Source organism: Aeromonas molluscorum 848 (assembly GCF_000388115.1).
GTDB classification, from domain to species: Bacteria; Pseudomonadota; Gammaproteobacteria; order Enterobacterales; family Aeromonadaceae; genus Aeromonas; species Aeromonas molluscorum.
The window spans coordinates 1-15764 of sequence record NZ_AQGQ01000094.1 but is presented as its reverse complement, the minus strand read 5'-3'; the positions used below and the strand labels follow the sequence as shown (position 1 = coordinate 15764).

15 protein-coding genes and 2 pseudogenes are annotated in these 15764 nt (G+C 59.3%); 10 read left to right on the top strand and 7 right to left on the bottom strand.

Annotated elements, in window-relative coordinates; all coding sequences use genetic code 11:
• The 3 genes from malF to G113_RS12955 all read left to right on the top strand — a co-directional run.
• The coding region (gene malF / locus G113_RS12965; RefSeq protein ID WP_005903631.1) for a maltose ABC transporter permease MalF at positions 1–1062 on the top strand (1062 nt) is incomplete at its 5' end.
• A 10-nt stretch (positions 1063–1072) separates the two neighbouring features.
• On the top strand, positions 1073–1963 hold the full coding sequence (malG, locus tag G113_RS12960; RefSeq protein WP_005903630.1) for a maltose ABC transporter permease MalG: 891 nt from the start codon (positions 1073–1075) through the stop codon (positions 1961–1963).
• Between the two features lie 187 nt (positions 1964–2150).
• The gene (locus G113_RS12955; protein ID WP_005903629.1) at positions 2151–3287 is read left to right on the top strand and encodes an ABC transporter ATP-binding protein; all 1137 of its coding nucleotides are present in this window, start codon (positions 2151–2153) and stop codon (positions 3285–3287) included.
• A 504-nt stretch (positions 3288–3791) separates the two neighbouring features.
• On the opposite strand, the pseudogene ppk2 reads toward G113_RS12955, so the two are convergent.
• Positions 3792–4583, bottom strand: a pseudogene (gene ppk2, locus G113_RS12950) (polyphosphate kinase 2); the annotation flags it as partial.
• 104 nt (positions 4584–4687) lie between these two features.
• Between ppk2 and G113_RS12945 the strand changes: the two are divergent.
• Positions 4688–5488, top strand: coding sequence for an alpha/beta fold hydrolase (locus G113_RS12945; RefSeq protein ID WP_005903624.1), 801 nt, complete (start codon positions 4688–4690; stop codon positions 5486–5488).
• A gap of 80 nt (positions 5489–5568) precedes the next feature.
• On the opposite strand, the gene G113_RS12940 is transcribed toward G113_RS12945, so the two are convergent.
• From G113_RS12940 to G113_RS20605, 3 genes are all read right to left on the bottom strand, one after another.
• The gene (locus tag G113_RS12940) at positions 5569–6384 is read right to left on the bottom strand and encodes a MipA/OmpV family protein (protein ID WP_005903622.1); all 816 of its coding nucleotides are present in this window, start codon (positions 6382–6384) and stop codon (positions 5569–5571) included.
• Between the two features lie 242 nt (positions 6385–6626).
• Entirely contained in the window at positions 6627–7697 is a 1071-nt protein-coding gene (locus G113_RS12935) for an AI-2E family transporter (protein ID WP_005903620.1), read from the bottom strand.
• Between the two features lie 10 nt (positions 7698–7707).
• Positions 7708–7941, bottom strand: coding sequence for a sulfurtransferase TusA family protein (locus tag G113_RS20605; RefSeq protein ID WP_005903617.1), 234 nt, complete (start codon positions 7939–7941; stop codon positions 7708–7710).
• Positions 7942–8063: 122 nt separating this feature from the next.
• Here G113_RS20605 and bepA point away from each other — a divergent pair, with 122 nt between their 5' ends.
• Positions 8064–9518, top strand: a complete 1455-nt coding sequence (gene bepA, locus G113_RS12925) for a beta-barrel assembly-enhancing protease (RefSeq protein ID WP_005903615.1) — start codon at positions 8064–8066, stop codon at positions 9516–9518.
• 295 nt (positions 9519–9813) lie between these two features.
• Here the strand turns inward: bepA and G113_RS12920 are convergent, their stop codons facing one another.
• Positions 9814–10260 carry a TlpA family protein disulfide reductase gene (locus G113_RS12920; protein WP_005903613.1) on the bottom strand — a complete coding sequence of 149 codons (447 nt, stop codon included), beginning with the start codon at positions 10258–10260 and terminating at the stop codon, positions 9814–9816.
• Between the two features lie 174 nt (positions 10261–10434).
• Here G113_RS12920 and arsC point away from each other — a divergent pair, with 174 nt between their 5' ends.
• Positions 10435–10785: an arsenate reductase (glutaredoxin) gene (arsC, locus tag G113_RS12915; protein ID WP_005903611.1), complete on the top strand. Its 351-nt coding sequence runs from the start codon at positions 10435–10437 to the stop codon at positions 10783–10785.
• Positions 10782–11166: pseudogene (locus G113_RS12910) on the top strand (DUF2069 domain-containing protein). The gene arsC and the pseudogene G113_RS12910 overlap by 4 nt, the downstream one beginning before the upstream one ends.
• Before the next feature lie 37 nt (positions 11167–11203).
• Here the strand turns inward: G113_RS12910 and G113_RS12905 are convergent.
• Positions 11204–11818, bottom strand: a complete 615-nt coding sequence (locus G113_RS12905) for an acyl carrier protein phosphodiesterase (RefSeq protein ID WP_005903606.1) — start codon at positions 11816–11818, stop codon at positions 11204–11206.
• Positions 11819–11902: 84 nt separating this feature from the next.
• Complete coding sequence (locus G113_RS12900) at positions 11903–12805, bottom strand: lysine exporter LysO family protein (protein ID WP_005903604.1); 903 nt, start codon at positions 12803–12805, stop codon at positions 11903–11905.
• Between the two features lie 534 nt (positions 12806–13339).
• On the opposite strand from G113_RS12900, the gene G113_RS12895 reads away from it, so the two are divergent.
• From G113_RS12895 to G113_RS12885, 3 genes are all read left to right on the top strand, one after another.
• Positions 13340–14110 carry an ABC transporter ATP-binding protein gene (locus G113_RS12895; protein ID WP_005903603.1) on the top strand — a complete coding sequence of 257 codons (771 nt, stop codon included), beginning with the start codon at positions 13340–13342 and terminating at the stop codon, positions 14108–14110.
• 49 nt (positions 14111–14159) lie between these two features.
• Entirely contained in the window at positions 14160–14933 is a 774-nt protein-coding gene (locus G113_RS12890; RefSeq protein WP_005903601.1) for an ABC transporter substrate-binding protein, read from the top strand.
• A gap of 88 nt (positions 14934–15021) precedes the next feature.
• Entirely contained in the window at positions 15022–15762 is a 741-nt protein-coding gene (locus G113_RS12885; RefSeq protein ID WP_005903599.1) for an ABC transporter permease, read from the top strand.
• Positions 15763–15764 lie beyond the last annotated feature (2 nt).

The window sequence follows — 15764 nt, the reverse complement described above, 5'->3', positions numbered from 1 at the left end:
ATCATCGCCCACAAGACCCACCTCTCCGAGCTGGACCTGGTGCTGCCCGAAGGCGGTATCCAGCTCACCATGAGCAGCCTGCGCAAGTTTGCCGCGCAAAAGCCGCTCTATACCCAGCTGTCCGATGGCGCCGTGCTGAAATCCGGGGTGGTGCTCAAGGAGAGCAATCTGCTGCGTGATAACCAGAGCGGCGAGCTGATGATGCCCAACAAGGATACGGGCTTTTATCAATACATCGACGAGCAGGGGCAGTTTGTCGGCAAGAGCGTGGCACCCGGCTTCGTGGTCGCGGTTGGCTGGAAGAACTTCACCCGTATCCTGACCGACCCGGGTATTCAGGGCCCCTTCTTCCAGATATTCATCTGGACCGTCGTGTTCTCCACCTGCTCGGTGGTGTTGACCCTGGCCATCGGCATGGTCGTCGCCTGCCTGGTGCAGTGGGAACAGCTCAAGGGGCGAGGTTTTTATCGGGTCATGTTGATCCTGCCCTACGCCATTCCGGCCTTTATCTCCATCCTGGTGTTCAAGGGGTTGTTCAACCAGAACTTCGGTGAGATCAACCTGTTCCTGGAAGCGGCATTCGGCATCAAGCCGGACTGGTACACCAATCCCTTCCTGGCCAAGGCGATGATCCTTATCGTCAATACCTGGCTCGGCTACCCCTACATGATGATCCTGTGCATGGGGCTGCTCAAGGCGATTCCGGACGATCTCTATGAGGCCTCCGCCATGGACGGGGCCGGCCCGGTGCAGAACTTCTTCAAGATCACGGTGCCGTTGTTGATGAAGCCGCTCACGCCGCTGCTCATCGCCTCATTTGCCTTCAACTTCAATAACTTCGTGTTAATCCAGTTGTTGACCAATGGCGCACCGGACATCATAGGGGCCAGTACCCCGGCCGGGACCACGGACTTGTTGGTGAGCTACACCTACCGGATCGCGTTCCAGGGCTCGGGTGGCCAGGACTATGGTCTTGCCAGCGCCATCGCTACCGCCATCTTCCTGATCGTCGGGGCATTGGCACTGCTCAACCTCAAGCTTTCCAAAGCTGACCAACTGTAAGGGGAGCTATATGGCTATCGTACAACCCAAGTCTGTCAAATACCGGGTGTGGGCAACCCACCTGGTGATGTGGGGCTTCCTGGCGGTGATCATCTTCCCGCTGATCATGGTCATCGCCATCTCGTTTCGAAACGGCAACTTCTCGGTGGGGGAGATCATCCCCTCCAACCCGACGCTGGATCACTGGAAGCTGGCGCTGGGCATGACCATCACCAATGCCGATGGCAGCGTGACACCACCGCCCTTCCCGGTGCTGACCTGGCTGTGGAACTCCATCAAGGTGGCTGGCATCACGGCGCTGATGATAGTGACGCTGTCGACCACCTGCGCCTATGCCTTTGCCCGCCTGCGTTTTCGTGGCAAGCAGACCATCTTGAAGGGCATGCTGATCTTCCAGATGTTCCCGGCCGTGCTGGCACTGGTGGCCATCTATGCACTGTTTAACAAGATTGGGGAGTACATTCCCTGGCTTGGCCTCAATACCCACGGTGGCCTGATCCTGGCTTACATGGGTGGCATAGCGCTGCATGTGTGGACCATCAAGGGCTATTTCGAAACCATCGACTCCTCCCTGGAGGAGGCTGCGGCCATCGACGGCGCCACCCCTTGGCAGGCGTTCCGGTTGATCCTGCTGCCCCTGTCGGTACCCATATTGGCGGTGGTGTTCATTCTCTCCTTCATCGGTGCCATCACCGAGGTGCCCATGGCCTCCATCCTGTTGCAGGACGTGGATAACCTGACCCTGGCGGTCGGGGCCCAGCAATACCTCTATCCACAGAACTACCTCTGGGGTGACTTCGCCGCGGCAGCCGTGCTGTCCGGTTTGCCCATCACTCTGGTGTTCCTGCTGGCTCAGCGCTGGCTGGTGGGTGGCCTCACCGCAGGTGGCGTCAAGGGGTAAGGTTGCTCGTTGATATATGGGGGAGTGCAGACTCCCCTGTGCCCTGCCACTAGCTGGCTCGGTGGCTGGTGGTCTCGCCGCCGGTGACTGACATCATCGCCAGCGGTGTGCAGGGTTTGGCTTTCTGGCCGGGGTGCAAGGCGCCCCCGCTATCACGATTTGTACAGATTTAAGAGCGGAGCTCGTCATGGCTGAAGTAGTACTCAACAACGTTCGCAAAAATTACGATCCGGCGATCCACAAGGACACGCTGCGCAACATCAATCTCTCTATCAAGGAAGGAGAGTTCATCGTCTTCGTCGGTCCCTCTGGCTGCGGCAAGTCGACCCTGCTGCGGATGATCGCGGGGCTCGAGGACATCACCAGCGGCGAGCTGACTATAGGTGGCCGCTACATGAACGACGTGCCGCCGGTGGAGCGCAACATCGGCATGGTGTTCCAGTCCTACGCACTCTACCCGCACATGAACATCTACGAGAACATGGCCTTTGGCCTCAAGATCAAGAAGATGGGCAAGGACGATATTCACAAGCGAGTGATGCGTGCCGCCGAAATCCTCGGCCTGGAGCCCCTGCTTGAGCGCAAACCCAAGGCGCTTTCCGGCGGTCAGCGCCAGCGCGTAGCTATCGGTCGCTCCATCGTCCAGCAGCCGCAGGTGTTCCTGTTCGATGAGCCGCTCTCCAACCTGGATGCCGCGCTGCGGGTCAAGATGCGCATCGAGATAGCCAAGCTGCACAAAGAACTCAACTCCACCATCATCTACGTGACCCATGACCAGATTGAGGCCATGACCCTCGCCAATCGCATCGTGGTGCTGAGCCCGCTCAAGGGGGAGGCAACCAGCAATCTTGAGCAGTTTGGTACGCCGCTGGATCTCTACCACAACCCGGACAACAAGTTCGTGGCAGGCTTTATCGGCTCACCCAAGATGAACTTCCTCAGCGGCGAGCTGGCCGAGATTGGCGAGCAGGAGTGCCTGGTCAAGCTGGTGTCGGGGGATATGGTGCGCGCTCGCGTCGATGCCCGCCGTGCTGCCGTCGGCGACAAGGTCGAACTGGGCGTGCGTCCCGAGCATCTGGTGACCCTGGATCACCCCCATGCTCACAGCAAGGTGACGGGACTGGTGCAAGTTGCCGAACACCTGGGTGCCGAGTCTTTCGTCTATATGGATGTGGAAGGGCACGACTTTACCGTCAAGGCCAATGCGGACATAGACGTGAGTAGCGGCCAATCCTACAGCGTCGGCATCCCGGCCGAGGCCTGCTATCTGTTTGATATCAAGGAGCAGGCTTTCCCGCGTACTGCCAAATATATTCGCGGCTGACAGTCGGCCCGAGGGGCCAGGGGTTGTCTGGCCTGATTGTTCATTCAATGCCTTTTGCCGGTCGTGAGACCGGCTTTTTATTGGCAGGGGAATCGAGGGGAAGGGGCGCTACTGCTTGGTGCCGGGGGCCTTGCCTTTGCCCTGGCGCTTCTCGGTCGGAGCCGCCTTGACAGAGGAAGTCACCGCCAAGGCGGCCTCAGCCGGCAGTTCGGCAGGTGTCGCATCGGGGGCAGGGGGGCTCTTGGTTGCAGACTTTGCAGATGTCGCTTTCTTCACCGGGGCGCTGCTGGCCGCTGGCTTTGCAGATATCGCTTTTTTCGCCGGGGCGTTGTTGGTCGTTGGTTTTGAAGGTGCCGCTTTCTTCATCGGGGCGCTGCTGGCCGCTGATGTTACCGTTTTCTTGGCTGGCGCCGCGCTTGTTTGTGGCTCTGCGGCCACTGGCTTGGCTTCTTTTGGGGCTTCCTTCTTGTCCGCTTTGGACTCCTTGAGATCTTTGCCCTTGCGCAGCCGATGGGCCACATCGGGCACAAAAGTCTGTGTGGCGAGGGCGGGGCGCTCGTAACCCTGGGTGTCTATCGGTGGCAGGGTTATCTTGTCGTACTTGATGGCCTTGTAGGGGATCTGGGCCAGCAGGTGGGAGATGCAGTTGATGCGGGCACTGCGCTTGTCATCCGCCTCGACCACGAACCAGGGACAATCCTCGGTGTCGGTGTAGACGAACATGTCATCCTTGGCGCGGGAATATTCGACCCAGCGCGAGCGTGATTCAAGATCCATGGGGCTGAATTTCCAGCGTTTGATCGGGGTGTTGATCCTGTCGAGAAAGCGCTTCTCCTGCTCTTCATCCGATACCGAGAACCAGTATTTGATGACAGTGATGCCAGCGCGGGTCAGCATGCGCTCGAACTCGGGGCAGGCGCGCAGGAATTCACGGTATTCGTCATCATCGCAAAACCCCATTACCCGCTCGACCCCAGCCCTGTTGTACCAGGATCGATCGAACAGCACCATTTCCCCAGCGGCGGGCAGGTGGGAAGCGTAACGCTGGAAGTACCATTGGGTCCGTTCGCGGTTGGAGGGCGCCGGGAGGGCGGAGACCCTTACCACCCGTGGATTGAGTCGGGCTGTAATGGCCTTGATGACGCCACCTTTGCCGGCGGCATCCCGCCCCTCAAACAGCACTACGACCTTGAGCCCTTCCTGTTTGACCCACTCCTGCAGCCTGACCAGTTCTGCCTGCAGATTGACTAATGCCTTCTCATATTGCTTCTTGCCCAGCTTGGTGTCCTTGCTCATGTCTCTCTCCCTCTTTTGAGTCTTTCCAGCTTGCACCAGGGAAGCTCAACTGCCAAGGAGGACGTGTTACACTGCCGCCCCGTCAGTTGGCAACAGGAGAAAACATGAAGCAATTTATGGAGATAGCGGGCCGCCAAATGGCCTATCTGGACGAGGGGCAGGGCCCGGTTCTGCTGTTCGGTCACAGCTATCTGTGGGACAGCGCCATGTGGGCGCCGCAAGTCGAGGCGCTCAAGGGCCAGTACCGCTGCATCGTACCCGAGCTGTGGGGTCACGGTGATTCCGACCGATTGCCGGACGACCTTTGCACCCTGGCGACCCTGGCCCGGGATCACCTCGCCCTGCTCGATGCCCTGGGTATCGACGAATGCGTGCTGGTGGGCCTCTCCATCGGCGGCATGTGGGGGGTGGAGCTGGCCAATATGGCGCCGAACCGTCTCAAGGGGCTGGTGCTGATGGACAGCTTCGTCGGCCTGGAGCCACAGATCACCTGCGAGCGTTACCTCGGCATGCTGGGCATGATAGGGCAGCTCGGCAGCATACCCGCTCCCATCGTCGAGCAGGTAGCGCCGCTGTTCTTTGCCAATCAGCCGGATGCGGCGCTGATGGCCGACTTCAAGGGGCGACTCGCCACCTGGCCCGCCGAGAAGATTGCCGCCATGGTGGCGGTGGGTCGCAGCTTCGTGACCCGGGAGGATCGCATCGACTGGCTGGAAGAGATTGCTGTCCCTGCGCTGGTGATGACCGGCTGTGAAGACAAGGCACGCCCCGTGCTGGAGGGCTATCTGATGGCCGAGGTATTGGGCTGCCCCTTCAAGGAGATCCCGGCCGCGGGCCATATCTCGTCTCTGGAAAATCCCGCCTTCGTCAATCAGGCCCTGGCGGCGTTCCTCACGCAGCTGTAATCCGCAGCGCCTCGAAATGACAAGAGGCCCGCATCATGCGGGCCTCTTTCCTGTGTGCTGTGCAGGACAGCTCACCAGGATCACCAGATATAACCCAGCCCGACACCGGCATAGAGTTCGCCGTCATGTTGCACCAGAGGGCTGTCGGCGATGTCGTTATCGTAGAGCTCGTAGTTGACGCCGAATCCGCCAATCCAGTTGGGGCTGAATCGATAGCTGCCAATGATGGAGGCCATGGGGGAGATAGTCGTGCCTGTGTTCCACTGCGAACGACCCGGTGCCACCTCATTGTCCGACACGCCACCGAAGTAGTAGTTGGCCAAGTTGTGGCTGCGCAGCATCAAGCCGGCTCCCGGCATGACCAGCAGCGGTCCCCGTATGATGGGGAAGTTGGCCCATGCCATGATCTCCTGTCCCTTGCTGGTACCAGTGACGTCGCTGGTGGCCCGCAGGGTCAACAGGGCATAGGGGGTCACGAGATCGGCACCGAATCCGGCTTCAAACTCGCCCTTGCGTTTGTTCATGCCATCGAAGAAGCGATCATCATCGGGATCCAGGTTGCCAAAGCGTAGTCGCCCGAACGCATAGGTCGACAGATTGCCATCCCGGGAGAGGTAATAACGGGCCCTGTCCCCCAGATACATCAGGTTCTCACCAAAATAGAGGCCACCAGGAATGGGCAGCATGGTGTCATCCTGATGCTGATAGCGAGCCTGGCCACCGATGAAGGCGCCGCCCAGCACCAACCCTTTGGGAATGGGACTGGTTGGACTGTCGCTGGAGAACGCACTCAGAGCGCCAAGATCGATGTCGGCCCGGGCGGGGCCGGTCAGCAGCAGGGCCAGCAAGCCGGCGATGCCAAGGGGACCTGGGCGCAGGGGGTGGGCAGAGGGCATGAAGAGATTCCTTGTGGTCAGCGGCCGAATGAGTTCATGGTGGCGCAGGTGCCATGACGAATATTGCCAGTGAAGCCTGTTTTTTTCGTAAATTCAAGTCGATAGCCAGGCTAACGCTTATTTTATTCAGCATGTATTCAAGGGGATCTGTCATGACGAGAGGCTTTGAAAGGGGGCGTCAGCGGTTTGTGGCGAGTCACCTGGATGGCGGGGGAAAAAGAGGGGCCTGGGGCCCCTCTCAATCAAGCGATGGTCTGGGAGTTATCATCCCGCTTGGGCCAGGCATTGAGCACCGCCTTGACCAGGGTCGCCAGCGGGATGGCGAAGAAGACCCCCCAAAAGCCCCACAGGCCACCAAATACCAGCACGGCGATGATGATCACCACAGGGTGCAGATTGACGGCTTCGGAGAAGAGCAGCGGCACCAGCAGATTGCCATCGAGGGCCTGGATCACCAGATAGGCGACCATCAGCCAGACAAATTGAGGCTCCAGCCCCCATTGGAACAGGGCCACCATGGTCACAGGCACCGTCACCGCCGCGGCTCCTATGTAGGGGATAAGCACGGAGAAACCGACCGCTACCGCCAGCAGGACCGAGTAACGCAGCCCCATCAGGGCGAAGGGGATATAGGTGGCGATGCCGACGATGAGGATCTCGATGACCTTGCCACGGATGTAGTTGATGATCTGATCGTTCATCTCCATCCAGACCCGGTTGACCAAGGTGCGGTTCCGGGGCAGGAAGCGGCGTATACCCGCCAGCAGCACACCCTTATCCTTGAGCATGAAGAACACCATCAAGGGCACCAGTATCAGATAGATGAGCAGGGCGACCACGTTGACCAGGGAGCTTAGCGAGGCGCTGACCAGGGTCTCGCCGCCGCTCAGGATCCGTTGGCGTATGTTGTCGATCAGCGTCTCCACCAGGCTGACATCGATGAGCTCGGGGTATTTTTCGGGCAGGGTGCGCACATAGTCCTGGGTGTGACCCAGCATGGCGGGTGACTCCTTGGCCAGATTGATCCCCTGACTGACCAGGGTCGGGATCAGGCCGAGCAGCGCCAGCACTGTCAGGGTGAGAACCAGGAGCAATACCAGGCCGGTGGCGGGGGTACGCTCCAGCCCGAACCGTTGCAAGCGACTCACCGGCCACTCCAGCAGATAGGCCATCACCAGGGCCACCAGCAGCGGGGCCAGAATGTCGCCAAACAGCCAGAGTATGGCGAAACAAAACAGCAGCAACAGGAACAGGGTAACGGCGTTGGGATCGGAGAATCGAGTCTGATACCAGCGTTTCAGGACTTCAAACATGGAGTATTCCTCAACAACAGGATGGCTCCCCGACCGTGAATTGCAGGTGCAGGCACGAAGGGGTTTGCTCAGAGACCAGAATGCGATGACCAAGGCGAGTCAGATAGGCCGGGATATCGCGGCGCGAGCCGGGATCGGACAGGCTGATGGCGAGGGATTGACCGTTTTTAGCCTGGCGCAGCCAGAGTTTGACCATGATGAGTGGCTCAGGGCAGCGATAAGGGGTCAGATCCAGGTGTTCCATAACGGCTCCAGCAGGCGAGACGCCGTCATTATGGCCGTGATGCCTGCCTGAAACAACGCTTGTGGGCCGTCGGGGGCAAGGGTATTCTGCCGAGGCCCCTTCCTAAAGGAGATAGAGATAACGTGGCACGTTTTTCCCCCCTGATGGCAACGATCCCTCTGTTGACCTCCCTGATGAGTGCCAGCTTCACCGTCCAGGCCAACAACCAGTTGCCCGACATAGGCACCGCAGGAGTGGCTGCGCTACCTATCGAGCAGGAAGTGCGCTATGGCAACGCCTTCATGCGCTTTGCCCGTGCCGGTTTGCCCGTTATCGATGACCCTGTGCTCAGCCAGTACATTGATGATCTGGGTCAGCGACTGCTTACCAACGCGGACGGGGTCCGTTTCCCCTTCACCTTCTTCCTGATCAACGATCCCAGCATCAACGCGGCGGCTTTCCTCGGTGGTCGGGTCAAGGTACACACCGGCCTGTTTCTCTATGCCGACAGCGAGAGTGAACTCGCCTCGGTACTGGCTCACGAAATTACCCACGTCACCCAGCGCCACATCGCCCGTTATCTCGAATCCCAGGCGAGCAGCTCGGCCATGACCCTGGCCGGGCTGGTCGGTTCCATCGCCCTGGCGGTAATCAACCCGACCGCCGGGATCGCCGCCTTGCAGACCACCCTCGGATTGTCGATGCAGTCTGCCATCAACTATACCCGGGACAACGAGTACGAGGCGGATCGCATTGGCATGAAGACCCTCTATGACGCGGGCTTCGACCCTAGCGGCATGGCGACCTTCTTCCAAAAACTGGCGGCGGAGTATCGCTACGCCAGCAAGCCGCCCGAGATGCTGCTGACTCACCCCTTGCCCGAGACCCGGATCGCCGAGGCCCGTGCCAGGGCGGCCAGCTACGGCAAACGCACCTTACCCCCCAGCCTGGATTTCTGGTTTGCCAAGGTGCGGATCCAGACCCGGTTTGGCACCGAACGTCAGGCTGCCCTGCTCACCTTTTTCGAACAGCGCCTGAGCCGGGGCGATTACCCCCTCAGGGATGCTGCGCTCTATGGCAAGGCCCTGGTGCTGCTCCAGCTCAAACGCGCGGATGAGGCTGACACCATCATGAAGGAGCTGGCCAGTCGCCATCCGGAGGATCTCTTCATCCTGGATGGCCAGACCGACATCGATCTCGCCAAGGGACGCAATGCCCAGGCCATCGCCCGCCTCGAACAGTTCAAACGCCGGATGCCGGACAATGAAGTGGTGGTGATCAACCTCGGCAACGCCTATCTGGAGAGCGGCAACACCGCCAAGGCGATCGCCACTCTGGATCCCTACGCCCGTGATCACGAAGAGAACAGCCTGACCTGGAGCCTGCTGGCCGATGCGTATCGCAAGGCGGGCCGGATGGAGGAGCTGCATATGGCCCGGGCCGAGACCCTCTCCCTGCGTGGCGACTACCAGGCTGCCATCGATGAACTGATCGTGGCCCGTGGCACCACCAGCAACAAGCTGAACCTGGCGCGTATCGAGGCCAGGATCACCGAGTTGGAGCGCGAGAAAAAAGCATTGGAGAGCCTCAAGATGTAACACGTCTTGCGGCAGACAAGGGCGCAGCGGGCCACCGCAGCACCCTTTTTTTTGACAGGTACTTGGCGGGCGTTGGCTGCGTCATGGACAGGCTGCTCGCTCAGGGAAGGGACATGCAGGCTATTTGATGACGATTACGGCGTGGTCCGGGTCAGGGCCGCGAGTCGTGCTTGATGGAGCTCACCGACCAAGGTCTGTACCAGCTTGCCATCGGCATCGAGCAGGTACTTGGCGGGCGTTGGCTGCGTCATGGACAGCCTGCTCGCTCAGGGACGCGCAGGCTATTTGATGACGATTATGGCGTGGCCTGGATCAGAGCCGCGAGTCGTGCTTGGTTGAGCTCACCGACCAGGGTCTGTACCAGTTTGCCATCTGCATCGAGCAGATAGCTGGTGGGCAGCTGGCTGGGGCGGGGGAAGGGCAATCTGGCTCCGGCCTCGCCGTTGGCCTGCATGATGGGCACTTGGATATCGTGACGGCGGGCCAGCTCGGCCAGCTCGGGCGCACTCATGCTGTCGAAGCTAAGCGCCAGCACCTGCACTCGGCCCTCGCGTTGCAAGGCATTGAGCAGGGGCATCTCCCGCAGGCAGGGGGCGCACCACTGGGCAAAATAGTTGACCAGCAGTGGCTTGCCCGCGAACTGTTGCAGGCTGACTGTATCCCCCTTGTCATCGGTCAACTCGGGTTGAGGGGTACAGGCGCTCAACAGAGCGGTCAGCGCCATGGCATGGATAGCATTCATTGCCTCTCCTTGAGACCTGTCATCAGGCAGTGACCTCTTCGGGCCCGAATGGCGGGTGTTTCATACAATTTGATAACCATCTGGTTTCATTCCATCAATGGAAGACGCGCCTCAGGCTTTGCCATACAATAGCGCCGTTTCTTCCCCTCTCATGCGATAAATCAGGGAGTTATCATGAGCGAGACCCAAATCTACCACAATCCGCGCTGCTCGAAGAGCCGTGAGACCCTGGCCCTGCTTGAGCAGCATGGCATCCAGCCCGAGGTGGTGCTCTATCTGGAGCAAGCACCGAGCGAAGCCCAGATCCGTAGCTTGCTGACTCAGCTTGGCTTCGCGGATCCCCGTCAGCTGATGCGCACTAAAGAAGATCTCTACAAGGAGCTGGGGTTGGCAAATCTGAGTGGCGGGGCCCTGATCCAGGCCATGCATCAACATCCCAAGCTGATCGAGCGCCCCATCGTCATCAAGGATGGCCAGGCCCGGATAGGCCGACCTCCCGAGCAGGTGCTGGAGATCCTCAAGTGACCACTTTTCAAGCCCGTCTGCTGACACTGGTCGGCTTCCTTGGTCTGCTGGCCTGGGTCATTATCTGGCATGTCTGGCTCTCTCCGCACCCTGAGCTCAATCCCTGGTTGCTGCCGGTGATCTGGACTGTCCCGCTGCTGTTTCCCCTCAAGGGCATAGTGCAGGGCAATCCCTATACCCATGCCTGGGGCAACTTCGTGCTGATGCCCTACTTTCTGCACTCCCTTACGCTGATCACTGCGGATGAAGGGGAGCGCTGGCTGGCGGTCGTGGAGCTGGTGTTCACCATCCTCGCCTTCATCGGTACCATCTATTACGCCCGCCTGCGCGGCCGCGAGCTTGGGGTTGAGCATTCGCAAGAAGAAAGAGACGCAGCCCTAGGTTGCCGCTCACCAAAAACGCCCCTAGGGGCGTTTTTTTATGGGCGATGGATATCCGGAAAGTGGGGGCGCGCCTGCCACTCTTGCTGGGTAAAGCGCATCAGATCGGGATAAAAGGCGAGAAAGCCTTGTTCACAGGCGTGCCACTGGGCCGGGAGCAGGGTTGCCAGCGCCAGGCCGAGGGGTTGCGGGCGACGCAGCCGCTGACCTATGCCGTTGAGGGCCCGTGTCAGCCCGTCCAGCTCGGCATAGGAGGCGAGCCAGTTCTGGCGCACCATGGCGGTTAACGGGGAGGGCAGGCCACCGGGCAGGCGAGCCTCATCAGCCAGCAGGGCGGCATAGCTCTGCTGCAAGAAGAGCGGCAGGGGCGCCGGACTGAAGCGGGCCCAGTGCAGGCTGAGCCAATGGTCGTAGAGCATATCGACCAGGATGGCGCCAAAACGCCGCCAGGGCGGAGCAAAACAGCCGACCGCAGCCCTGTGCTCGGGGTGGGCATCGGTGAAGGCATCGACTCTGCGATGCAGCCAGATACCCGCGTCCAGTGATGGCTCCAGCCCGCTTGGCAAGGGGCCCTTGATGAAGTCGCCAAGCAGGTTGCCGGTAAGCGAGCTGTCGCAGTGACTGGCCAGATGCAGGTGTGCAAGATAGTTCATGAGATCCTCGCCGGGTGAGTGAGTGAACCTTAGCCGAGTTCAGAGGGGGCGTGGTGAAGGCCTCGCCATGCCCCCGGCAAGGGATCAGATCGCGAGGAAGGCGAGTATCAATATGGGGCCGAGCAGACTCAATATGAAACCGGAAACGATGGCGATCGGTACCATGGTGATGCCGCCCGAGCGCTGGATCACCGGCAGAGTGAAGTCCAGGGCGGTGGCGCCGCCATAGCCGACAGCCGCCGAGGGGTGGCGACGCATCAGCATGGGGATGATGAGGATGGCAATGAGCTCGCGGCCAAGGTCGTTGAGAAATGCCGCCGAGCCCAGCACCGGCCCCAGCTTGTCGGCGACCAGGATGCCGGAGAGCGAATACCAGCCAAAACTCGAACTCATGGCCAGCCCGTGAGCGAAGGGCAGGCCGAGCAGCAGGGAGGCAATCAGGCTGCCCACCCAGCTGGTGAGGATGACGGTGGCCGCTATCTTCATGCCCCAGGGGTTGAGCAGGATCTGGCGCAGGTGCATGCCCGAGTTGCGCATCTGCACACCGATGAGAAACAGCAGCAGCATCAGTGCCCACTCACTCAACTTGTCGATGGGCAGGAAGCGTGGCTCGAACAGCAGGCCAATGACGGTCCCCGCCAATACCACGAAACAGAGCTGCACGGATTCCCACAACATCTTCCACTTGCTCGGCATCTGGGAGTCATTGCCATCGTGGGCTGGGGGATTGCGTCTGTCCAGCCACCAGAGACCGGCCAAGTTGCACAGGGAGATACAGGCCAGCATCAGGGTCGCAATGACGAAAATGCGCGGCAGGTTAGCGCCCAGATCCTCCACGAAGGCCAGTCCCAGTCCCATCAGGAACAGGATCAGATAGACCAGCTTGCCGAGGGTACCGTTGACGAGCTTGAGCAGGGGCTTGGAGGAGAGGGGAACCAGGTAGCCGATCACCAGGGGCAGCAGGATCAGCAAGACATTCAGCAGCATCGGGGCCTCAAAGAAGAGAATGACAAAAACGACACCTTATCATTAGTTATTAAGCGGGTGTCACATATCTGTGAGAGAAGTTGGCTCATCCGACCCTCTTTTTTATCCGGCTGTTATGGGAGCCGAGGCTCTTTGCGAGGGCGTTATCTGCCCCCGCGGGCTTTTTTTGCCAAAAAAACCAAGAAAATCACATGGATCCACTGCCAGTTTGCATCGTCAGCTGGTATGAATAAACAGGCTTTTATGCTGTTATGATGAAAAAGCGATGATGTGCCGGATTAACTGAGGTATTAGGAGTGAAACAGGCCGGTGCCCTGGCGGTATTAAGTCGAGTTTTATGCATACAAAGTGCTGAAAAATACTGCCAAGGCCAATAAAAATACAGATAAAACACCAAGAACCTCTACTCTGTATTGTTTTTTGACCATGTGGATGATATTTTCGCTGAAGGTTGCCATCGGTTAACATTTTGTTAATGGAGTGATGGTGGTATCACGCCCCTGCGGCGTCTAGGGACAGACAAGGTTGTAGTGGATGAGCGACGTTGCCGCACTGGAAGTTCGTGCTTTGCATAAGTACTTTGGCACCCACGAAGTGCTCAAGGGCATCGATATGACGGCCCACAAGGGAGATGTCATCTCCCTGATCGGCTCCTCTGGATCGGGGAAGTCGACCTTTCTACGCTGTGTCAATCTGCTCGAAACCCCTTCCTCCGGTAGCGTATCCCTTCATGGGGAACTGATCCGGATGAAGACGAGCCGAACCGGCGAACGTACCCCGGAAGACATGCGCCAGGTTGAACGCATTCGCAGTCGCCTCGCCATGGTCTTTCAGAGCTTCAATCTCTGGTCACACATGACCATCATGCAGAACATCATAGAGGTGCCAATCCAGGTGCTGAAGGTGCCCCGTGCCGAGGCGGTCGCCAAGGCGGAGCACCTGCTCAACCGGGTCGGGCTCTGGGAGCGTCGTGATTACTATCCCGGCCACCTATCCGGCGGTCAGCAGCAGCGGGCCGCTATCGCCCGCGCCCTGGCGGTCGACCCCGAGGTTATGCTGTTTGACGAGCCCACCTCGGCCCTGGATCCTGAATTGGTGGGGGAGGTACTCAGCCTGATGCGCGAGCTGGCCGAAGAGGGGCGCACCATGATGGTGGTGACCCACGAAATGTCTTTTGCCCGTGATGTGTCGAACAAGGTGATGTTCCTGCACCAGGGGGTGGTGGAAGAGCAGGGCAATCCGAAAGAGATCTTTGCCCATCCCAAGTCAGAGCGTTTCAAACAATTCATATCTTCCATCTATTGATGGACGAGTCTTCCCATTATCCAAATTGTTTTATCAAGGAGAGATGACAATGAAAAAACTGATACTGGCCACGGCCATTCTGAGCACCCTGGCATCCGGTAGCCTGATGGCCAAGGAGTGGAAAGAGGTACGGATTGGTGTAGAAGGCGCCTATCCTCCCTTCTCCTGGACCGAGCCAAGCGGCGAGGTGAAAGGTTTTGACATCGACATCGCCAACGCCCTGTGCGATGAGATGAAGGTCAAGTGCACTATGGTCAAGCAGGATTGGGATGGCATCATTCCGGCACTGCTGTCGCGTAAATATGACGCCATCATCGCCACCATGGACATCACCGAAGAGCGCAAGAAGAAGGTAGACTTCACCCAGAAGTACCAGCACATTCCGGCCCGCTTCGCCGCCAAGAAAGGCACTGAGGTCAAACTCGACAAGGCCTTCATGGATGGCAAGACCATTGCCGTGCAGCGCGCTACGTCCATGGATACCTACATCACCGACAACTTCCCCAACGCCACCATCAAGCGTTACGGCACCGCCGATGAAGCCTACCTGGATCTGAAGTCCGGCCGTGTCGATTACGTGATGGCCGACTCTGCCGCCATCAGCGATGGCTTGCTCAAGAAAGATGGTGGTGACGGCTATGAGTTCGTCGGCCCGAAACTGACCGATCCCAAGTGGTTTGGTGAGGGCGCCGGTATCGCGGTGCGCAAGGCCGACAAGGATCTGAAAGAGAAATTCAACGCCGCCATCCTGGCCCTGCGTGCCAACGGCAAATACAAAGAGATCAATGACAAGTACTTTGATTTCGATGTGTACGGTGAATAACAGGACGACAGGCTGACCCCAGTCAGTAGTCATCGGGCCCGCGGCTTTTCCCAAGAAAACGGCGGGCCCGATTGCGATGGAGTTGCACATGTTTGATTTGAAAGGATACGAAGCCTCCCTGCTGGAAGGTGCCTGGATCACCTTGCAGGTGGCACTGGCCTCCCTGCTGCTGGCGCTCCTGCTCGGTCTGCTCGGCGCACTGGCCAAGCTCTCCCCTTATAAGTGGGCCCGGGGCCTGGCTACCGGTTACACCACCCTCATTCGCGGTATCCCTGATCTGGTGCTGATGATGCTGCTCTTCTTCGGCGGTCAGGTGCTCATCAACAGCATCTGTACCTGGATCAACGAGCAATACAACGCCTGGTTGCTGTCGAGCAATCCCAATCAGGATTGGGTCTCCCTGGTCCCCGATTACATCGATATCAGCCCCTTTGCCGCCGGGGTGGCCACCATAGGCTTCATCTTCGGCGCTTACATGACAGAAACCTTCCGCGGCGCCATCCTGGCGGTGGACAAGGGGGAGCTGGAAGCGGCTCGTGCCTTCGGCATGCGCGCCACCCAGGTGTTCGTCCGCATCCTGTTTCCGCAGATGATGCGCCATGCCCTGCCGGGTTTTGGCAACAACTGGCTGGTCCTGCTCAAGACCACGGCGCTGGTCTCCATCATCGGACTCGATGACATGGTGCGTAAGGCGTCATTGGCGGCGGGTTCGACCCAGATGCCCTTCACTTTTTACATGGCAGTGGCCCTCATCTTCCTGGTGTTCACGGCTGTCTCCACCTCGGCACTGAAGTGGGCCGAGCGTCATTACGCCATCAAGACGAGGTAGGC